Below are 20,939 nucleotides of genomic sequence, written 5' to 3' on the forward strand. Positions count from 1 at the left end.
GTACTGGCTGCCGTTGGTGTCTTGGTATTCGTCGACCAACACGTGATCGAACTTCGAAGCTTCCTCTTCACGAATCGCATCGTGCTCGAGAAACAGCGTTTCGGTTTGCAGCAACAGATCGTCAAAATCCATCGCTCCCCGAGCCCGCAATGCATTTTGGTAACGGCGATAACCCGACGCCGCAAAATGCTCTTTGTCGGTCGACGCGATCGACATCGCCTCGTCGGGATGAATCGACTGGTTTTTCCAGCCGCCGATGATTGACAACATGTCGCCCGGCTTCAGCGCGGTGCCGGATAAACGCAATTCACGCAGGATGTTCCGCGCAATCGACTCTTGATCGCTGCGGTCGTAGATCGAAAATTTGTCGGGATAACCGAGCGCTCGAGCGTGGCGCCGCAGAATCCGCACACACAGCGAGTGGAACGTGCTGATCGTCGGTTTGGGCTCTTGCGGTTCGCCTTTGCGAGGTTTGCGTTTTTTCTTTGAACCGATCAGCTCGCCGATCCGCTCCTGCATTTCGCCCGCAGCTTTGTTGGTAAACGTCATCGCAAGAATGCGATCCGGCGGCGTCCCATTGCGAATCAAATTGGCGATCCGGAATGTCACCACTCGCGTTTTGCCAGTTCCAGCACCTGCCAGCACCAGCATGGGCCCAGACAACGTTTCAACTGCGGCAGCCTGAGCCGGATTAAGTCCGTGGCTCACATTCATTCCGTTTGATCAAGGTAACGTTTCTCTGCTGAAAATCAAAAACGGATCCCATGGCCCTTGCCGTGTGCGATCCGTTTTCGTCCGATAAAGGTCCTAACGCGTCGGCGCGGGACTGATTTTAGAAAGGGGTTTACAGGCCTTTTTTAACGCAGGGCATCTCGATCGACGAGTGGGTTAGCCGACCCGGTTGCAATCAGCACCATTGGAGCCATTTGCGGTTGGTTCGAATTGACCAATTGACGATTGAAGGGGATTCCGTAACAGGCATAGTTGCCGGTCGCGGTGTCCAACACATACACGACCGAAGGAGCCGCAGGTCGGTTGCTGGCACGCGGAAAATCGGCCATCCCAGTGACCATCATGTACGAGCCCCCTTTGCCGCCGCTGGAAAGGGCATCGGCGACATTGACGCTAAAACTGGCCATAAATCGGCCAACTCGTGGGTAAATCACAGTGCACTGCAGCAACCCCGAATTGTGGTCCAACACAAATAGCCCTTCGGCATCTTCGCTGATCGGCCCGGTCGCCATCGAAAACTTTTCGCTGTACACCGACGATGTGGCGTCAATTTTCGGAAACGTCATGTGGGTTTCGGATGACGATTTCCCCACAAAATAGGCGACCGCAGAGACTCCGACGAGCGAAACCGCCAACAAAAGCATGCCCAAATAGCCTTTGCCAGCACAGCAATGCCCCGCCGGGGTGGCAAGAACCGGCATCGGTGTGTCGATCGAGTTTGATTCAGAAAAGTCAATGCTCGCGTTGTGATCGGACATTGTGTTTTTGCTCCAGCGAGGTGGCATTGGACGAGATTTGGTGACTTCCAGGGAATTGTACGCGCTGGCGATCGACTTTACGATTGCCTTCTTAGCGAGATTCGGAACAGATTCTTCTGGCCCGACTTCTTCTGACCCGCGTCTAGTTTACAGTATCGGGCGTCAGCACGATCAACTGAAAATGCTTCCCCACCCCGCTAATTCTAAGGACAAACAACCATGGGCATTAATTCTCCACTGAATCGCAAACTTCGCATGGGGCTTGTCGGGGGCGGCCAGGGGTCATTTATCGGACGCGTTCACTCGATTGCCGCCTGCTTGGACAATCGCGCCGTGGTGACCGCCGGCGCCCTTTCGAGCAACCCTGAACGCAGCAAAGCATCCGCCCCCGATTACGATATCGATCCGGCGCGTGCCTATGGTAGCTATTCCGAGATGTTCGAGGCCGAATTGAAGCTGCCCGAGGACGAACGCATCGATTTCGTCAGCGTCACCACCCCCAACCACACCCACTTTGATATCGCCAAAGCGGCGGTCGAAGCCGGATTTAATGTCGTTTGCGACAAGCCGATGACGTTTGACCTCGCTCAGGCCGAAACGCTGCTGGAAACGGTCAAGAACAGCGACGTGGTGTTTGCCGTCACCCACAACTACACCGGCTATCCGATGATCCGCCAAGCTCGCGAGATGATCTTGGGTGGTGAATTGGGCGAGATCAACGCGATCCGTTCACAATACATCCAAGGCTGGCTCCGTACTTCGCTGGAAGCCGAAGACCAAAAACAAGCCGCTTGGCGAACCGACCCCAGCAAAAGTGGTGCGGCGGGTGCCTTTGGTGACATCGCAACGCACGCCTACAACCTCGGTCGCTACATGACCGGGCTGTTGCCCGATTCGGTCAGCTGTTCGCTAAAATCGTTTGTCGAAGGCCGACGACTGGACGACTACGGCACCGCAGTGATTCGCTACGAAAACGGCGGACTCGGAACGGTCACGGCATCGCAAATCAGCCACGGCCGCGAAAACGATTTTGAAATCGAAATCGATGGCACCAAAGGCTCGCTGCGATGGCGTCAAGAAAATCCCAACGAAATGATCGTTCGCCGCAACGGCAGCCCACATCAAATCTATACACGTGACCCAGGCGGATCGCACACCAACGCAGCCGGCGCTGCGGCGTGCCGCTTGCCTGCGGGACATCCCGAAGCGTTCTTTGAAGCATTCGCCAACATCTACGTTGCGGTGTTCGATGCGATTGCAAAGCGTTCCGAAGGCGGCCCCGTCGAAAAACGCGACACGGTGTATCCAAACGTTTTCGATGGCGTCGAAGGCATGTACTTCATTCAACAATGTGTCGAAAGCAACTCGCAGAACTCGGCTTGGTTGCCGCTGAAGCACGAAGCCGCACGACGCTAATCGCATGAACGATCCTGACCAAACTAAATTGACGACCGGCTGCATTGCCGCCGTGTTGCCTGCGGCCGGCAGCGGTCAGCGGTTTGGTAGCGATCGCAATAAACTTTTCGCGATGCTGCGCGGCAAACCGATTTGGTTTCATGCCGCATCGCGATTAGCGGCTCGCCCCGAAGTGGGCCGCATTGTGATGGCGATCTCGGAACAGGACGAAGCCGATTTTCGCGGCCCGTTCGCCGAGCTTGTCAACGAACTGCGAATCGAATTGGTGCGAGGTGGTGACCAGCGTAGCGACAGCGTTCGCGCAGGCTTGGATGCCGTCGCCGATGACAAATCGATCGAATTGATCGCGATCCACGATGCGGCTCGCCCACTGGTCCGCGATGCCGATCTAGCTGCCGTGTTTGCCAAAGCCGCCGAGACCGGAGCCGCGATCCTGGCCGCCCCCATCACAGCCACCTTGAAACGTGCTCTCAGCGACGGCAACGCATCGCTGACCGTCGATCGCAGTGAACTTTATAGCGCCCTGACGCCTCAAGTCTTTCGCATCGACGTGCTTCGCCGCGCCTACGATCGACATCGCGGACGCCCCGCGACCGACGACGCTCAATTGGTCGAGCGGATCGGACATCCGGTGGCGCTGGTACACGGATCGGCCGACAACATCAAAATCACTCATCCCGAAGATCTCCGGATTGCCGAAGCTATTTTGGCCCGCTGAAACACCTTACTCGCTCGAACTCATTATGACTGCAACGAACTTAATCGAAGAACTTCGCTGGCGTGGCCTGATCCATCAAACGACCGATGAAGTCGAACTGGGAAAACTACTGCAATCCGGCCCGCAAACGATCTACATCGGTTTTGATCCCACCGCGTCGAGCTTGCACGTCGGACACCTGATGCAGGTGATGATGCTGCGTCGATTCCAACGCGCCGGACATCGACCGATCGCATTGGTGGGCGGGGCGACCGGGATGATTGGCGACCCCAGCGGCAAGAGTGAAGAACGCAACTTGTTGACCGCCGAACAACTGCAAGCCAACGTCGACGGTGTGGCGGAACAGATGAAACAGTTCCTTGATTTCAATGGCGATCAAGGTGCACTGCTGCTGAATAACTTCGAATGGATGAAGTCCTACTCGTACCTCGAATTCCTGCGAGACGTCGGCAAGAATTTTCCTGTCGGTGCGATGATGGGCAAAGAATCGGTCCGCTCGCGACTCGAAAGCGAAGCCGGCCTGAGCTACACCGAGTTCAGCTACATGCTGTTGCAAGCCTATGACTTCGTCCAGCTCAGTCGCGAACACGGCTGCAAGATCCAAGCGGGCGGCAGCGACCAGTGGGGCAATATTACCGCTGGCATCGACTTGGGTCGCCGCATGCTCGGACAGCAACTGTTTGGCTTGACCGCACCGCTACTGACGACCAGCGATGGTCGCAAGATGGGCAAGACCGAAAAGGGAGCGATTTGGTTGGATCCTGAGCGCACCAGCCCCTACGAATTCTTTCAGTACTGGGTCAATGTCGAAGACGCCGACGTGATGCGGTGTATCGCTTACTTGACCGAGATCGACCGGGAAGAGTACGACGAGCTCGCGGCGCAAACCGAAGCCGACGCGGGCAAGCGTGTCGCACAAAAACGACTCGCCACCTGGATGACCGAACTGGTTCACGGCGAACAAGGACTCGAGTCCGCCGAGCGTGCAACGAAGATTTTGTTTGGCGGCGAAATCGAAAAGGCGTCCGATGCCCAGCTCAGCCAAATCTTTGCCGACGTCCCCAGCACCGAAGCCGAGCGAAGTGTTTTAGGTGGCGAAGGTTGGTGGATCGTCGAAGCACTGCAGGCGTCGGGATTGACGACCAGCAGCAGTGACGCTCGACGTGCGATCAAAGAAGGCAGCATCTATTTAAACAATCGCCGCGTCGGGGATATGAACCATCGACTCAGCGAAGAGGACCTTGCCAGCGAAACGGTTACCGTGCTGCGGCGTGGCAAACGCAAGTACGCCCTCATCCGCTTTCGCTAAGCAAGAGACTTGTCGTGATGTCCTGCGATTGTCATTGAGCTCGCGTCGTGTCGATAATGGCTCTACTCGCCGGTGGCGAATCGGCGATTGAACAACTCGGGATCAAACGGGTTGCCGATATCGGGCAAGCGAGCAGGGCGTGCCGAAGTGACTGGCTTACTTACCGGAGCTTCGGGTTCGGACGGCTCTGCGATCGCCGGCATGGGAATCGCCTCATCGGGTGCGAAGAACTGTCCCAGTGGTGGCACATGAGTCGGCACTGTTTTCGCCGGTGACACGTTGGCGTGCACCGATTCGACCCATTTTTGGATGGTGGCTGCGGTCGTTTGACGTCGAGGGTCCACTCCACGTGGCTCGTCACCATGCGGCGTTTGTGCCTTGACCAACATCTCACTGGTCAACGGTGATTGCATATCTAGAAACTGAAACGCCGCTTTCAAATTATCGTGCGTCATTCGTGCCGACGGCCGTGATCCGATCGACGGTGTCATCAGTTGCCATTTTCGCTTCGTATCATGAGAATGACACTGGGCACAGCGGTTGATCATCAACGGTTGCACAAAGCGTGCAAAATCTCGTACGCGATCGGACGACTCCAGCGCCCCGGGAATCCATGCTTTGGCAGGGTCGCTCGGGGTATCGTCGACAACCGGTTCGCTTGGCTCGACTTTTTCCACGTCTGCCGCCAAGGCGGTGCTCCGCAACCGCTGTTCAATCCGCTTGGCTTCGGGATGGTCCGGCGCGATCGAGTAAATATCGACAAGTTCCTTGGCCGCTAAATCGTACAAGTCGTAACGCAAGCACCATCGGGCATCTTCTAGTCGTGATGCAAGTGATCCCACACCGCGTCGATCGATCCGATATTGATACAAATCACGAATCGAATTCCCCCAACAAGCCACGTCTTTGCGGGACAGCTGAACTTCAGAGACACCGTCGCGGCTGACCATGATCCATTGCCCGAGCTGGGTCACAGTACCCCATAACACGTTGCCGTTGTTCAACAGCACGCAAGGCTGCGATTCGGTAGCAACGGAAGACCCCGGATTGTTTGCTTCAGTGTTCGTATTTGCATGGGAGCTGATTTTGGCATGATCGATCTCGGCGGAACCCAGCTCGACTGGCCTCTGCGGATCTGCCCACTTTCCCTCAACGGCGGGCTCGGCCGGATTAACCGCCGGGACGCCTTCGGTTTGGAAATTGGTCCGCGCATTGACGATCCGCAGCACCGGCGATGGCGTCGCCATCGGGCCCAAGGGTTCATCGCTGCTAGCAAATTGATTGCCGCCCATCAGGGTCAACAAACAAGCCGCAATCGTGTGTCGTTTCGGAAAAAGGGTCCACATGACAGTTGAATTACCAGTTTGGTCAATTCCAAGTCAATCGGATTTCGAGGATTCTTTGGCAAAGTTCATCGTGGCAGCCCCATGCTTTGCCTGCGACCGCTTCTTATTCTTGATCGTACTGTTAAATCCGAATCTTCTTTGTTTGCCAATCGTCCCGAGGGAGCTTGCTCGGACGAGATTAAGATTAGGAGTGTGATTAAGATTACGAGTGGTTCTAGGCACTCGGGCGATGTTCGATCGGCATGTGAAACTTGACCCAACCGGGGAAGACCACACGCGTGATCGCGGGACGGCCGATCGACATTTTGATTCGCTGCGAAAATAACTTGTCGTCCAAGCGGACCTTGTCAAATTCGCTCCACGGGACAAACAGTGGCGGATGCCCCAGCCGGAATGGCAAAAACACCGAGATCCGAAGCCCGCGTGTATCGGCGACAAAGTTCAGTGTCGAATGGTACTGGATCGCTCCGATCCGACCGGTCCGCATGTAGGCTCGGTTCGAATCGTCGCCAAAACCGTCGCCCGGTTTTGCGGCGTACCGCTGCGACAAAACCCACCAACCGCTCGACCAACTGAGCACCAGAGAAATGCCACACCAGACCAAGGGAATGGAGGTCAACAGTGCGGCACGATACCATAGGTCGGGCATAAGACGACCTCGTCTAGCGACTTTCGACCTTGGCAAAAATCATTTTGCCCGCATTGGTTTGCAGCGTGCTGGTGACGCGAACATCCAAGTCTTGGCCGATCTTATGTCGAGCTCCCTCGATGACCACCATCGTGCCATCATCCAGATATCCGATCCCTTGCTCGGGACCTTCGCCCGCCTTGATGACTTTGATGCGAAAGGTTTCATCGGGCAAAAAGACCGGACGAAGCGAATTGCTGATCTCGTTCAAGTTGATTACCGGAACGTTGTGAAGCTTTGCCACTTTGTTCAGATTGAAGTCACCGGTGACCACTTTGCCGTCGAGATGTTTTGCCAACAAGACGAGTTTCAGATCAACCGTTTGACCCGCGAGTTCCGGCAGCTCGCGATCAAAGATCATCAGATCAACGTTCTCGTCCGCACGCATTCGATTGAGCACGTCGAGGCCACGTCGACCGCGAGTACGGCGAAGCTTGTCGCTGCTGTCGGCAATCGCCTGCAATTCCGTCAATGCGAATCGCGGCATGATCAATTGGTTGTCAAAGACGCCGGTGCCGACCAAATCCGCGATCCGCCCGTCGATCACCACGCTGGTGTCCAACACCAATGGCTTGAAACCTTTGACCTCGCGAACAAATTCCACATACGGGATCAAGAAGCGGAAATCGTCTTTGGTCTGTAGCAGGACACTCGTGCAGATGTAACACATCAACAACCCAATCACTAACTGCAACCCGCGACCATTAAACGATTGATCCATCAGAGGGGCGATCGCGATCCATAAGATATAGGTCAGCAAAACGCCGATCAGCACACCAAAGTACAACGCCGAAATGGTGTCGATTCGCTTTCGTGGTGCGTAAATATCTCCGACCACCACGACCGTCGCCAGCGTCATAATGCCAGCAAATATCAGCCATGGAACGGATGTCGAGGTATCGCTCGAAAGTGATGTGTTGATGATTGCAGACACGCCTCCGGCACAGAGCAGGAAAACACATCGCAGAATGATCAGAGCCATGGATGGATCGTGGGTTGAAAGTCTTGCAGCATGGGGTGCAGTCGTGGGAGGCGGAATAAATCGGTCCCACTGACCGCAAGGAATGGTTCATAGTGTAGATCGATCGACAGTCCACCCCCAAGGGGTTGCGAGCCGTCAGATCGAAGTGTCGCGGCCAGTGCGTTGACAACCGCTAGTTTCGATACGATCTGAAATCCGAATAGGTTTGCCAGGATAGGGCAGCTTACAGCAGGGAGCGAGACATTCTGATGTCCGAAAACCAAATCAAAAACAGGGGTTCGCAATCCAAACCCTTTAAATCGTCACAAAGGGCATAACCGGCCCCTTTGCGAGCTTGAATTCGAATAAGAACGCGACCTGCAGCGAACGGGCGAGCTAAATTTTTTCGGTCCCATTCGCATTTCGTAGCCCATCGCTTGGTTCTATCGATGATCTCACGCCATTTTCAGCCTGCCGTCTGCGTTGCCTTCGCGCTGACAATCAGCGGATGCTCGGTCGAGCCTGAACAAATCCAACAGTGGAGCGATTCGTTGCGTGCATCAGACGCGATCGGCTCTCCCAACGCCACCGCCAAATCCCCCCAACCGATGGCATCCGAAATCCGTTTTCGCCCGAAATATCAAGAGCGAAGCGATCCGTTTCATTTCCCCAACGACCAACCCACCACTGTCGTCAAACGGGACTCACGCGTTTCCAAGGCGACGCAGCTCGAAGTTCTCGGATTTGCACAGCTGGACGTTCCTAAAGTCATCCTCAGGACAAAAGACTCGACCATCACGCTCGCGACCGGACAATCGCACGACGGATTGGAGGTACTCGCGATTCATCCTCCGTCGGTCAAGCTGAAATCGGGCAACTTGGTGTGGACTGCAACGATGTTCGACCTGACGAAGCACTAGCCTAGACGGTTACAAGTAATACAGCACCAAGCAGATTGCCAGCAGGATCGTGGCCCAGAACGTCATCGTGCTAGTCGACCACGTGCCGCCAAGAACGCCTTTGTCGTTAAAATTACGATTCGCGGTGGAAAGGAATCCTTTCAAAATCACCAATCCGTCGTCTCGCATCGCCCGATCCATGGCCCGAACCACCGACCGGGTTACCGATACAACGGCGGGAAACGCGCGTCGATACACCCAATCGGTATCGAGATTGGTCGACCGCTGCTCGGCGGGATACAGCCCTGACTTCATCAAAAAGACAAACGCCAATCCCGCAAACATCAACAATTGCAACTGGGTAACGACATGCGTCACCGTGTACGGGTGATAGTCGATCTCGGGGTGCGGCAGCATGCGGTACAGCACGGGATAGGCGACACCAAGTGCGATGCAGAGGAACGCCGCGATCGCCATCGCGACCAACATATTCGCCGGAGCTTCCTTGACTCGCTTTCCTGAATCGTGGGCAAAGAAGGCAAAGAACGGAATCTTGATTCCCGAGTGCTCCATTACTCCCGCCGACGCAATCAACAGGATAAACCATACCCAGAATTGATGTTCTTCGGCGGCGGCACTGATGATCATCGACTTGCTGATAAACCCGCTGAGCAGTGGGAATCCCGAAATCGCTCCGGCACCGATGATACAGAAGATTGTCGTTAGCGGCATTGATTTGTGCAGCCCGCCGAGCTCGGTCGCCTTCACAGTACCGACGCGAAACAGCACCGCGCCCATCGACATAAATAACAGCGATTTATAAATGATATGGCAGAACGCGTGAGCCACAGTGCCATTGATGGCAAGCTCTGTCCCAATTCCTATCCCAACCACCATGAATCCAAGTTGGTTGTTTAGACTGTAGGCCAACACACGGCGGAGATCATTTTCGATCACAGCAAAGACGATCGGGAACAACGTCATTGCACAGCCAATCCAAATCAACGGCTCAAACCCAGCAAAGCCGCGGATCAACGAATAGACGGCCAATTTGGTGGTGAACGCACTTAGAAACACCGTGCCGGTGACGGTCGCTTGTGGATACGAATCTTGCAACCAATTGTGCAGCAGCGGAAACGCACACTTGATTCCAAAAGCAAACAGGATCAAAAACGCCGACACACTTAGCGGTTCACCCTCGGTGACAAAGGACGTGAACTCGAGCGATCCCGTTTCCACGAATCGCATGATCGCACCGGAAAGCAACAGCACTCCCGACGCGACTTGGATGATCAAGTAACGCATTCCGGCTTTATAAGCCTGCTCATTATCGCTGGCCCACACCAGAAAAACACTCGATAGCGCCGTCAATTCCCAATACACGAACAGCGTCATCAGATCGCCCGCGCAACAGGCTCCGATCGCGGCGCCGGCATAGACAATCCCAGCTACATGTTGCCGAGTATCGCGAACGTGCAGCGCATAGATCGCCGAAACGATGGCAGCGATGTGAAAGACGATTCCAAACAACCGACTCAGCCGGTCGATACGAATCGCTTCCAACGTCATCCCAAACAGTTCGATTTGCCCGAACGTCGTTTCAGGGGTAAACCAAAACACAACCATGCTGATCAACGACAGCACCAACACGCCGATGGCTTGCGCTCGGTGCGCAAGAAACGGCAACAGCAACGCGCCGAGGATCATGATCAAACCAGGCGGAATGTTATCGATCATAATAATCCTCCGGCCGACGAACGATCACGCGTAGCAAACGTCCCAAAAAGACGATGATCACAAAGGCAATGAATCCAAACCAAGCTTGAAACCCAAACACGTTCTCCCACTTGGGAAAATGCGGATGCGGATTCTCGTAAAACAAGTCGGCCAGCACGAGTGCCATGCACGCGAGCAGCAGTACACCTATCATCCAATTGATGTTCCGTGGCTTTTCAAACCAACTCGGATCGCTTGGGGGTTTGGTTTCGGTCATCCGTTTAACTCGCCACCGTGATCGGCAATAGCACTTCGTAAATCCAATCTGCGAAAAAGAACAGCACCACACTTAAGATGGCGGTCACACACAACGGCACCACACACATCAGTGGCGCCTCTTGAATGCCGCCGGTCAGCGTGTGGGAATGATCGCCGGATGCATGGGGATCGCCTGCGTGAGCCTGCGGACTTGGTGTATCGGATTCCTCGGCCAGCGGCGACATAAACGCTTGGATTGGAATGGGAATCAGGTAGGCAATGTTCAACAGCGAGCTGATCATCAGCGCGGCCGTCAAAACGTACAGATGGGTTTCGACGGTTCCAATCGCGAGGAACCATTTACTCCACGCACCACCGCCCGGCGGCAGTCCGATAATGCTAACCGCGGCAACAAAAAACGCAGCAAAGGTGAACGGCATCTGGCGACCAAGACCACGCATTTCACTAATGTTCTTTTTGTGCGTCGCAACATAGATCGCGCCGGCACAAAAGAACAACGTGATTTTGCCGACCGCATGCATCACGATATGCATCCCGCCACCCAACACCCCGCTTTGCGTTGCCAATCCGGCACCCAGCGTGATGTAGGCGAGTTGGCTGATCGTTGAATAAGCAAGACGTGCCTTGAGGTTGTCCTTGGTCATCGCCACAAGCGACGCGATCAAAAGCGAGGCTCCGGCAGCATAAGCCAACCAGATACTGACACCGGTGCTTGAAAGCAAATCGATGCCAAAGATGTAGACAACCACTTTCAGCACCGAAAACACACCAACCTTGACGACCGCCACCGCGTGCAGCAGCGCACTGACCGGCGTCGGGGCGACCATCGCGGCGGGTAACCAGCGATGAAACGGCATCAGTGCGGCCTTGCCAATGCCAAAGGCAAACAGGGCTAACAAGATGCCAAGTCCGAGCGTGGAAATGTCGCCATCAGCATGAGCGGAACGGAGAATACCGCCAGCGGTAAAGTCCAGCGTTCCCGCCACATACCATGTCCAGGCGACGGCCAGCATGAAGAAGGCGATCGAAGTGGAAAGCAAAATACCGAGATAGACGCGGCCCCCGTTACGAGCTTCGGCAGTCCCGTGATGCGTCACCAACGGATACGTCGACACGGTCATCAATTCGTAGGCGACGAACAAGGTAAACAAGTTCGCTGAGAATGCCGCCGCGATCGCGGCAAAGATGGCGATGGCAAAACAGGCATAAAAACGAGTTTGGTTTTCCTCGTGATGGCCTCGCATGTAACCAATCGCATACAGCGTGGTCAAGATCCACAACCCCGAGGCCACCAGTGCAAAGACCATCCCCAGCGGTTCCACTTCGAACGCGATGCGAAACCCCGGCAGCATCTCGCCCAAACTGACCGAAGGTCGCTCGCCTGCGAACACAAAACTCGACAAGCGACACGTGACGGCGAACAGCAGCGTTGAAATCACAATCGTCGAGGCTTCGCGAAGATTGGGGCATCGACCACAGGCGTAAATCAACCCCAGTGCGACAAGCGGTAACACTCCCGCGATCCAGATTAATGTTTCGGCAGCCATCATTGCATGCCTCCTAACAAGAGCGACGCGGCTCCCGCAGCCAAGTCAGCCGAGTAGACCGTCCAAACGCCAAACACCAACGTTGCAAGGATCACCGTGTACATCGGAATCAACATTCCCAGCGGCGCCTCGATCGCTTGTTTGGCCTTTTCCGACGGTTCGGCGAAATACAACGTCTCGACCACTCGCCAAACGTAAAGCAATGCCAGTAGCGAACTGAGCAACATCAATACCGCAACCGACCAGTGGTGAGAATCAAACGCAGCGGTCAACAACAACCATTTGCTGATAAAGCCTGCAGTGAAAGGGACGCCGATCAACGCCAACCCGCCGATGGCCCAAGCGAACGAGGTCCACGGCATCGTGCGACCGGCACCACGCCAATCGGTAAGCTGGACCGAGCCAATCCGCAGAGCGAAACAGCCCACCACCATGAACAGGCCGCCTTTGATCAAAGCGTGATTGAACATGTGAACGATCCCAGCGGTCAGCCCCGCTTGGTTCGCCATACTAATTCCGAGCAACATGTAACCGATTTGAGCAATACTCGAATATGCCAACAAACGCTTCACGTTGTCTTGGTAGATCGCAGCGGTCGAAGCGGCAAAAATGCCCACCAACGCCATCACCATCAACGCGGTATCCAGCGGCAAAACTTCAAACGCAAATTCGCGTGTAAAAATACTGAACACAATTCGAATCAACGCATAGACCGAAACCTTGGTCGCCGTTGCCGCGATAAAACATGTCACCACCGACGGAGCATAGGTGTAGGCGTTGGGCAACCAAGTATGAACCGGAAAGACGGCCATCTTGATAAACAAACCAATCGTCAAAAACGCAAACGCTACCAAGACGGTTCGCGGACCATGATCCACCGGCAATCGCGTTGCGATGTCGGCCATATTGAGCGTGCCGGTCATCTGATAGACCAAGCCGATGCCGATCAGAATAAACGTGGCTCCCACGCTGCCGAGGATCAAATACTGAAACGCCGCCAACGGTGCACGCCGAGAACGCCCCAGACTGATCAACGCGTAAGTGGACAATGATGATATTTCCAGGAACACAAACACGTTGAACAAGTCGCCGGTGACACACATCCCCAACAAACCGGTCAGACAAAGCAAATAGGTCGCGTAGAACAGATAGTGTTTGGAACCTGGGATCTCTTTATCGATACTGCGCGGTGCGTACGTCAGCACGATCGCACCGAGTGCCGAGACGAACAGCATCACAAACCCGCTAAGTTCGTCGACAACATATTCGATCCCATAGGGAGGCGCCCAATCGCCAATGTTGTAACGCAGCGGTCCGTCCGCATTGACCGTACCGACCAATGCGACCGCCATTGCGAACACGCACCACGAAACTGTCAACGCAACGATGTAGGCAAGTTTGCGATTGCCGATCAAAACGCATAGCGGCGCGGCCAATAACGGCAACACGATCAGCAAGATGGGTAGATGACTTTCCATCAAGAATCCCGATCCAATTCCAAGATTTTGTCTTCCTCAATCGTGCCGTACTCTTCACGGATGCGAACGATCAGTGCCAGGGCCAACGATGTCGTTGCAATCCCCACCACGATTGCGGTCAGCATCAGCACGCTGGGCATTGGGTTTGAGTAGATGATCGGCTCGACTTGCGATGACAAATCGGCTTGCTGAGCGATTTCACCCAGCGGCGACAGCACCTCGTCGGCAACCGCTTGGGCGTGTTCGCCCGGCGAATCCACTGCATCGTGAAGCGACGAGGTTATCGATTCGGGCGAATTCCCATGCCCGTTCGCAGCATGCCCATTCGCAACACGAGGCGGTATGATCGGTGCGGTGCCGCCGTTCACCTTGCCCATCGTGATGTAAAGCAGGAAGACGGAGGTTTGAAAGATGTTCAATCCGATCACAGATTTAATCATGTTCTGGCGTGCGATAACGATGTAAAACCCCGTCATCATCAAGAAGATCACGATCCAGTAGTTGTACAGTCCGACGACTTGTTCGACGCTCATACGATTCTTTTCCTGCCAGCAAAGGAGTAGAAAATCATCGTCATCACCGAGGTGACGGTGATCCCGACACCGAGCTCGACCAAGAAGATGCCGAGATGTTGTCCCGAGGGAAAGAGGTGAGGATAAAAGTGGTGCTCGAGCACCGCATAGTCAAGAAAATTGCCTCCGAGTGCCAACGTCAACACTCCGGTCATCCCATACACGACGACTCCGAGTGCCATCAGTTTTTCGATGACCATCGGTGGCGCGACGCGTTTGACTGATTCGAGTCCAAAGACCAATCCGTACAGAATCAACGCCGAGGCAAAAATCACGCCGGCTTGGAATCCGCCGCCGGGACCGAAATCACCATGAAATTGCACGTAAAATGCAAACAACAAGATGTACGGAATCAAGATCTTTGTGACGACCCGAATGACAGGAAATGTTCTCACGACATCGTCTCCGCCGAGGCATCTTGTTCGGGGGCGTCATTCTCTTTGCGAAGAATAATCAGCACCGCGATTCCTGCCGTCAACACCACGGTCGTTTCGCCGAGCGTGTCGTAACCACGATAGCTGGCCAATACCGCGGTCACGACATTGGGCAACCCGTGCATATCATGCTGGGACTTTTCTACAAAGGAGGGATTCGGATGCAATTGGATCGGGGCCTTGGGGTCACCGAAGTGCGGCATATCCAAGGTGCCGTAAACGAGCACACACCCGGTGATCAGCACCAGAAAAAAAGGCATGATCGGGGCGTGCGCGAGTTGACGATCTTTTTTGCCCGTTAGCGCCAACGTACTCAGCATCAACACGGTGGCAATGCCTGCACCGACCGCCGCCTCGGTAAACGCTACATCGGGTGCGTCGAGGATCAACATCCAACTCGCACTCAAAAAACTATAGATTCCTGTGAACATGATCGCGGCCCATAAATCTCGCATTCGCGCGATCGTGACCGCGGTAATCGCGAGCAGGGCAAGGATAGGAAAATCGATCAAACTGCTCATGATTGGTTCGGCTCCTCACGACGCGATTTTTCATCAAGCAGTGGCTTTCCATCGAGCACCGGTTTCAACCCATGCGTCATCGCAGAGCGTGCCAACGCGTGACACGAACTCGGGCTGGTGACGGTCAAAAAGAACAGAATCGCGACCAACTTTAGCGCCGTCAAACTTAACCCGGCTTGCAGCAGCAGTCCCGCAACAATTAGACCCGCGCCCATCGTGTCGGTGATCCCAGCGCCGTGCATCCGCGAGAAAAACTCGGGAAGCCGCACAATGCCAATTCCACCGATGATCGAAAACGTCGCTCCGGTCATCAACAGGATCCAGCTCAACAGATCGACAATACTCATCACGACACTCCTTCGTCACTGAAACTGCCGTATTCTGCAAATCGCAGTAGCGCCACCATGCCGATGAAATTCATCAGACTGTAGAGCAGCGCGAGATCGAGAAAATCATCACGGCCGGTCATAAAGTCAACCACACAAATCAGCAGCACGGTTTTCGTACCAAAGGTATTCAGCGCCAACACGCGATCAAAGACCGTGGGACCAAACATCGCACGGATTAACGCTAAACTCATCGTCACCAATATGGCGATCGAGGTGACGGCAAACATGTCGATGCTGATCACGACTTCTCCAATTCGCAGATACGTCGATCGGTTTCACCGGTAATGTCGGATTCGTCGTTGGTTAGTGCGAGGGCGTGGATGGTAATGCTTTCCCCCTCAACTCGCACCGATACGGTGCCCGGGGTCAACGTGATGGAATTGGCAAGCATGACGCGTCCAAGTTCGGTTTTTGCTCGCGTGGGCACTGTCACGATGCGACGGCGGAGCGGCATTTTGGGAGACAGGATAATTTTTGCGACGGTCAGATTGGAAACCAAAATCTCTTTCATCAACCAGGGCGCGTAATGCGTAAACGGCCGTAAACCGAGCTGAGCCGGAGCCCCCTCTTCGTCGACGATTCGCATCCGCTGCGATATCCACAGACTGCAAAGGCACGATAACACGCCTAAACCAAGCAAGAATGGGCTTTCAAAGTGCCCAGACCAGATCAGCCACGTGAGGAATAATGCCACTGCGAGGGTCAATGTGTATTTCACAATTGCCGTCCTGTTGCGGCTTTCCATCCGCGAGAAGTGTTCTGCCAAGTCCAATACATGTGAAAAACTTTGCAGAATATAGCCGCCGTGCGTTTTAGTGACCATGGCGGATCCGATGGTCTGAGTCCATTCGCCCAATGCCACCTACGTTAGTAGCGTTCGCGTTTGGTAGCGTTCACGGGGCGCGGTCGGGTCGGTAGCGAGAAGAAACCGTTCACGTTGGCCCGGCCAGCCTGCGACGCCCCCCGATCGAAAACTCGCTTCTTTAGCTGAGCAGCTTGCCCAAGGTGGCTTCATACCGCGTGATCATCTCATCGCCATTGGTCACATTCATGTCCAAGTCACGCAGCCGACCGTCCGTGAGCGAATAAACCCAACCATGCACCGCAAGCTTCTGGCCTTTACGCCATGCGTCACGCACAATCGTGGTGCGGCACACATTCATCACCTGCTCCATCACATTGAGTTCACACAAACGATCGCAGCGTTCACGCGGCACCTCAATCGCATCGAGCTGTTCTTGATGGATCATGGCGACGTCTTGGATGTAACGCAGCCAGTTTTCGATCAGCCCCAATTCTTTATGAAACAGTGCCGCGGCGACACCCCCACAACCGTAGTGCCCGCAAACGATCACATGCTCGACCTTCAAAACCTCGATCGCAAACTGCATCACCGATAGACAATTCAAATCAGAGTGGACGACTAGATTGGCGACATTGCGATGCACAAACAGTTCGCCGGGGTCCAAACCGACAATTTGATTAGCCGGCACGCGACTGTCGGCACAGCCAATCCAAAGATACTTGGGCGATTGCTGCTGCGACAATCGCTCGAAGAACGTGGGATCCTGCTCCACCACTCGCTCCGACCATTCACGATTGTTATTAAAAAGTTCTTGCAGCGAATGCATACTCATTTTCCGGCTAGATTTTCGGATTCGGGAGTCGAGTGGTTAGAAGATCCTAGAGCGAAGGCAACGGTGCGATCAAGTTGGTCACGCAATTTTTCCATCTGGTCTTTACTCAATCCTTGACCGACCAGACTGGCAACATGCAGCGTGGCAATCACCGCAGCGCCTCCTGGAATCAACAGCAACCCCCAAGGCGCCGCTCCCATGAACCACTGGACGTAACCATACACACCACCGACAAACATAAAGAAAGCAGTCATAAAGTAGACGAGCATAAAAAACGTCCAAACCTCGGGACGCGGAGCAAAGCGAGCATACAACTGCGTCCCGGATTCGATTTCGCTTAGCTGTACCGACAAATGCGGCGACCAAAATCGCCGCTCTTCGGGGCGTACCGCAAACTCGGCACAGTCCCCTACGGCCTTTGCATTTTCGATCGAATCCAGCTCGGCGATTGCTTGACCGATCCGCTGCATCGCCTCGTCTTTGCCTAACGGCAAATCCAAAGTAAAGGCAGGCAGCATTCTCAGAGACGGCACGAAAGGAACCTCGCGGTAACAGCCGCTGGCCAAAGGAAAGGAGCAACTAGAAAAATGGCGACGCCCCCGCATGGCGGCACCGACACCCCTGTTATGCTAACGCGATTTCGCAGACGCTGCATTGCGGTTTCGGAGGCGATCTCCAAAAATCCCAAATGACAAGAGTGCCGCGTCGAAATCAGCGTTACAGCAAATCAGGCTGCGTGGCGTTTCCCACCTTGGACTTCCCATCTTTTTTCTTAGCCGTCGACTTTTTCTTCGAGACCTTATCTGCCAATCGCTTTCCGTTTTTCGTATTCGGGGCGCTCAGCAATGGATTTGCGGGACCTACCAACGGGTCACCGACGTTGGTTTCTTCGAGTCGCGATTGAATCTTGGCCGCGTACTCTTCGCTGAGCTCGGTGCCGATAAAGTTTCGCCGCAGCTTCTTGGCCACGACCAACGTGGTCCCGCTCCCTGAAAAGGGATCGAGCACGCAATCACCCTCATTTGAACTCGCGCGGATGATCCGGCCAAGCAGTTGCTCAGGCATCTGGCAGCCATGAAAGCCTTGGCGTTCTTTGAACGTTCCGGCGACGCGTGGGAAATACCACGTATCCCCATCCTCTTCGAACCCATCGGGCAGATCTTGCGGGCGAAGAATCCAGGTATTGTCGGGCAGCCGGCCTTTCGGATTCGCGCGACGGTCCCCGTAAACCAATTGCCGTGCCGAGGGGATACGGATCTCGGGATCCGCGGCGTTGAACGTAAACTGCTTGGGATCTTTGGCGAAATGAAACAGATGGGTGTGCGAACGGCTAAAACCGTATTTGCAATTGACCCCAAATGTGTAATACCAAATCACCCAACTACGGCAGACGAAGCCGACTTCGCGAGTGGCACAGACTTTTAACTCCGCAGCGTACTCGTCGCCGATCGCCAACCAGAAAGTCCCGTTAGGCTTCAATACCTGATGAACCCCCTGAATCCATTGGCGGCACCAATCGAGGTAATCCTCGTCACCTCGTTTGTCGTCGTAGACGTCGTAGTCGTAGCCAATATTGAACGGAGGATCGGCAAAACAAAGATCGACCGACCCCGGATCCATCTGCTTTAGCAACTCGATACAGTCCCCTTGATGAAGCTGATTAAAGTCGAGTGCCACGCAATATCCCCTCTAGAAATGCCGGTAAATGCTTGAACAAGCTGCCAAATTCTTGAAATTCATCGTAACGAAACGTGAATTGCTGGCAATGCGGGGCTGCCCAGAAACGCCCACACCACTCATGACCGCCATGAGTGGTGTGGGGTTGTTTATCGGATCGCGATAACACGGATCCAAGAGGTTTACGGTAATCGCTGCCGGATTAGCGAATTTGAATTCGGTTTGCCGGAGCCGGGTAGGCGTTCGTTTGCACTTGATTCGGAACAACGTGTTGCGGAGCGATGGATTGCGAATGAATGCTGGCCGGAGCGACTTGGCCTAGCGGGATCCGATTGACCACGGGGGCCACGGTTTCGGCAGGCGTCACGTTTTGGGTTGGAATCGCTGGCGATGCGTTTTCGCCCATCAACGGTGGGACCGAGGCAGGAATGCGCCGCACGGGGGCGGGCAATTCGACCGAGGTCTTGGTTTGCGTGAATCCACTTACGCGGGCCGGAATTTCTGCCGGAATCGTTGGCACACGCTTGGGCAAGTTCGTCATTGTGGGAATCAACCGCGGCGATTGGGTTTCAATCGACACAGGCTCGAACGACTTTTTCATTTCATAGGATTCGGTTGCCAACACCCCGGGCATCGGTTGTCCCGAGCTCGCAGCGACAGGCATCGCGATGATGCGGTTCCACAGTTCTGCGGGGATATCGAAAGTGCCCTGCGACGCAACCGGCTCCGACTTGCTTGACTTCGCAGAGGCGGGGACCGTCACCGACACGGCGGCATCTAGCTTTTCCGTCTTCGGCTGTGGAACAGTGATCCGCTGGACCTTCGGGGACGCATGTGCCTCGGTGGCCAAATCCTTAGCGGTAGCTGGATCTTTGGCGTCCGGCTTTTCCGCCGCAACACGCTTGGTTTGCGGAGCCGTCAGTGCGGAAACGTTTGCCGACGATTTGACCGAGACGAACTCTGGAGTTTTCGCAACCGGAGTAATGTCGACCTCAGGAACAGGCACTCGAGTCACCGAGGGCACTTTATCGACCGTCACCGCACGTTCGGGCGAAGGCACTGGAAAGTTTAATACCATCGGCTTTGAATCGATGTCCGAATCTTGCCTGTCGATCACCGGCTTGGCCTTGGCAACCGATTGCGATGGAGCGACTTGAGGCACAGGGGCTTCGATCATCCCGTCCACCAACGAGGTATCCATTGGCGGCAACACCGCCAAATCACGCTTCTGGTTGATCGGTTTCGCTTGCGTTTGATCGTTCAACCGCACTTCAGGCGTGGTAACGTTCGTGCGAGCAGGAACGTCCACGTCAATCGGGTTGCTGAAATCCGGCGTGGCAACGGGAGCCATGCGATCGCTTGCACTTGGGATGGCATGCTCGTCCTCTACCGCGACCTGAGGTGCCGCGGCTTTGGGTGCCGCGACAGCATCGTCTGCAAAGGGAACATGATGGGGTTCATGCTCAATGCGAACGCTATCGTGTTCCAGCGGAATACCATCGGAGTACTCGACCGGCGGCACCATTTCGAGCATTTCAGGGTGACACGCCTGAGCTCCGTTAGGACATCCCCAACCTTCGGGGAACTTGTTCCAACACGTGGGCTCGTAACCGTAGTACGGTTTCACGTAGGAGCAGTGCGGGCAACATTTTGCATGGGGGTTTGCAACGATTTGGCCGCAATGAGCACAGTGGTAGTACGACTTTTTGCTTTCGCGAAATTTGTCGAACCCACAGTGTTGCGCCCAGTCGTGGTGCACAGACACACAGCCAACGCTGGCACTGATCGTGACGGCAAGCGTGATCGCCACCGCCGCAGTCAGTTGTGTTTGGGATTGTCGTCGCATCGTTGTCACCGCTTAC

Annotated in this window: 23 protein-coding genes; 4 read left to right on the forward strand and 19 right to left on the reverse strand. The window is 54.9% G+C overall.

The genetic code is table 11. The annotated features are described in order from the left end of the window. The coding region (locus tag ABX962_RS05220; protein ID WP_372717277.1) for an ATP-dependent helicase at positions 1–714 on the reverse strand (714 nt) is incomplete at its 3' end. Positions 715–857: 143 nt separating this feature from the next. Further along, a complete protein-coding gene (locus ABX962_RS05225; RefSeq protein WP_372717279.1) occupies positions 858–1,490 on the reverse strand; it encodes a hypothetical protein in 633 nt (210 codons plus the stop codon). A 219-nt stretch (positions 1,491–1,709) separates the two neighbouring features. Between ABX962_RS05225 and ABX962_RS05230 the strand changes: the two genes are divergently transcribed. Genes ABX962_RS05230 through tyrS form a run of 3 tightly spaced genes read left to right on the forward strand, consistent with a single transcriptional unit; the run spans position 1,710 to position 4,933 of the window. Further along, positions 1,710–2,906, forward strand: coding sequence for a Gfo/Idh/MocA family protein (locus ABX962_RS05230; protein ID WP_372717281.1), 1,197 nt, complete (start codon positions 1,710–1,712; stop codon positions 2,904–2,906). 4 nt (positions 2,907–2,910) lie between these two features. After that, positions 2,911–3,624: a 2-C-methyl-D-erythritol 4-phosphate cytidylyltransferase gene (ispD, locus tag ABX962_RS05235; protein WP_372717283.1), complete on the forward strand. Its 714-nt coding sequence runs from the start codon at positions 2,911–2,913 to the stop codon at positions 3,622–3,624. A 25-nt stretch (positions 3,625–3,649) separates the two neighbouring features. Continuing rightward, entirely contained in the window at positions 3,650–4,933 is a 1,284-nt protein-coding gene (gene tyrS / locus ABX962_RS05240; protein ID WP_372717285.1) for a tyrosine--tRNA ligase, read from the forward strand. A gap of 62 nt (positions 4,934–4,995) precedes the next feature. Here the strand turns inward: tyrS and ABX962_RS05245 are convergent, their stop codons facing one another. The 3 genes from ABX962_RS05245 to ABX962_RS05255 form a co-directional block, all read right to left on the reverse strand. Then, complete coding sequence (locus ABX962_RS05245) at positions 4,996–6,279, reverse strand: hypothetical protein (protein WP_372717286.1); 1,284 nt, start codon at positions 6,277–6,279, stop codon at positions 4,996–4,998. A gap of 214 nt (positions 6,280–6,493) precedes the next feature. Further along, positions 6,494–6,928 (reverse strand): hypothetical protein, encoded by a 435-nt coding sequence (locus ABX962_RS05250; RefSeq protein ID WP_372717288.1) that lies wholly within the window; start codon positions 6,926–6,928, stop codon positions 6,494–6,496. 13 nt (positions 6,929–6,941) lie between these two features. Beyond that, on the reverse strand, positions 6,942–7,949 hold the full coding sequence (locus ABX962_RS05255) for a TRAM domain-containing protein (RefSeq protein WP_339941019.1): 1,008 nt from the start codon (positions 7,947–7,949) through the stop codon (positions 6,942–6,944). 428 nt (positions 7,950–8,377) lie between these two features. Here ABX962_RS05255 and ABX962_RS05260 point away from each other — a divergent pair, with 428 nt between their 5' ends. Continuing rightward, a complete protein-coding gene (locus ABX962_RS05260; RefSeq protein ID WP_372717290.1) occupies positions 8,378–8,848 on the forward strand; it encodes a hypothetical protein in 471 nt (156 codons plus the stop codon). A gap of 9 nt (positions 8,849–8,857) precedes the next feature. Here ABX962_RS05260 and ABX962_RS05265 read toward each other — a convergent pair whose 3' ends face one another. The 14 genes from ABX962_RS05265 to ABX962_RS05330 form a co-directional block, all read right to left on the reverse strand. Beyond that, positions 8,858–10,564: a Na(+)/H(+) antiporter subunit D gene (locus ABX962_RS05265; protein WP_372717292.1), complete on the reverse strand. Its 1,707-nt coding sequence runs from the start codon at positions 10,562–10,564 to the stop codon at positions 8,858–8,860. Continuing rightward, positions 10,554–10,820 carry a hypothetical protein gene (locus ABX962_RS05270; protein ID WP_372717293.1) on the reverse strand — a complete coding sequence of 89 codons (267 nt, stop codon included), beginning with the start codon at positions 10,818–10,820 and terminating at the stop codon, positions 10,554–10,556. Before ABX962_RS05270 ends, ABX962_RS05265 begins: the two co-directional genes overlap by 11 nt. 4 nt (positions 10,821–10,824) lie before the next feature. Continuing rightward, on the reverse strand, positions 10,825–12,369 hold the full coding sequence (locus ABX962_RS05275; RefSeq protein WP_372717318.1) for a proton-conducting transporter membrane subunit: 1,545 nt from the start codon (positions 12,367–12,369) through the stop codon (positions 10,825–10,827). Then, positions 12,369–13,847, reverse strand: a complete 1,479-nt coding sequence (locus ABX962_RS05280) for a monovalent cation/H+ antiporter subunit D family protein (RefSeq protein WP_372717295.1) — start codon at positions 13,845–13,847, stop codon at positions 12,369–12,371. The genes ABX962_RS05275 and ABX962_RS05280 overlap by 1 nt, the downstream gene beginning before the upstream one ends. Next, positions 13,847–14,380, reverse strand: a complete 534-nt coding sequence (locus tag ABX962_RS05285; protein WP_372717297.1) for a sodium:proton antiporter — start codon at positions 14,378–14,380, stop codon at positions 13,847–13,849. Before ABX962_RS05285 ends, ABX962_RS05280 begins: the two co-directional genes overlap by 1 nt. Continuing rightward, positions 14,377–14,814, reverse strand: coding sequence for a Na(+)/H(+) antiporter subunit B (locus ABX962_RS05290; RefSeq protein ID WP_372717299.1), 438 nt, complete (start codon positions 14,812–14,814; stop codon positions 14,377–14,379). Before ABX962_RS05290 ends, ABX962_RS05285 begins: the two co-directional genes overlap by 4 nt. Then, on the reverse strand, positions 14,811–15,374 hold the full coding sequence (locus ABX962_RS05295; protein ID WP_372717301.1) for a DUF4040 domain-containing protein: 564 nt from the start codon (positions 15,372–15,374) through the stop codon (positions 14,811–14,813). The genes ABX962_RS05290 and ABX962_RS05295 overlap by 4 nt, the downstream gene beginning before the upstream one ends. Next, entirely contained in the window at positions 15,371–15,721 is a 351-nt protein-coding gene (mnhG, locus tag ABX962_RS05300) for a monovalent cation/H(+) antiporter subunit G (protein WP_372717303.1), read from the reverse strand. Before mnhG ends, ABX962_RS05295 begins: the two co-directional genes overlap by 4 nt. After that, positions 15,721–16,005, reverse strand: a complete 285-nt coding sequence (locus tag ABX962_RS05305; RefSeq protein WP_339941003.1) for a monovalent cation/H+ antiporter complex subunit F — start codon at positions 16,003–16,005, stop codon at positions 15,721–15,723. Before ABX962_RS05305 ends, mnhG begins: the two co-directional genes overlap by 1 nt. Beyond that, positions 16,002–16,586, reverse strand: coding sequence for a Na+/H+ antiporter subunit E (locus tag ABX962_RS05310; RefSeq protein WP_372717305.1), 585 nt, complete (start codon positions 16,584–16,586; stop codon positions 16,002–16,004). The genes ABX962_RS05305 and ABX962_RS05310 overlap by 4 nt, the downstream gene beginning before the upstream one ends. A 160-nt stretch (positions 16,587–16,746) precedes the next feature. Further along, positions 16,747–17,394 carry a carbonate dehydratase gene (can, locus tag ABX962_RS05315; protein ID WP_372717307.1) on the reverse strand — a complete coding sequence of 216 codons (648 nt, stop codon included), beginning with the start codon at positions 17,392–17,394 and terminating at the stop codon, positions 16,747–16,749. Between the two features lie 2 nt (positions 17,395–17,396). Next, complete coding sequence (locus ABX962_RS05320) at positions 17,397–17,933, reverse strand: hypothetical protein (RefSeq protein ID WP_372717309.1); 537 nt, start codon at positions 17,931–17,933, stop codon at positions 17,397–17,399. 184 nt (positions 17,934–18,117) lie between these two features. After that, positions 18,118–19,077, reverse strand: coding sequence for a site-specific DNA-methyltransferase (locus ABX962_RS05325; protein ID WP_372717311.1), 960 nt, complete (start codon positions 19,075–19,077; stop codon positions 18,118–18,120). A gap of 202 nt (positions 19,078–19,279) precedes the next feature. Further along, positions 19,280–20,923, reverse strand: coding sequence for a hypothetical protein (locus tag ABX962_RS05330; RefSeq protein ID WP_372717312.1), 1,644 nt, complete (start codon positions 20,921–20,923; stop codon positions 19,280–19,282). Positions 20,924–20,939: the final 16 nt, after the last annotated feature.

It is taken from the genome of Novipirellula sp. (assembly GCF_041583735.1).
In the GTDB taxonomy this organism is placed as follows: domain Bacteria; phylum Planctomycetota; class Planctomycetia; order Pirellulales; family Pirellulaceae; genus Novipirellula.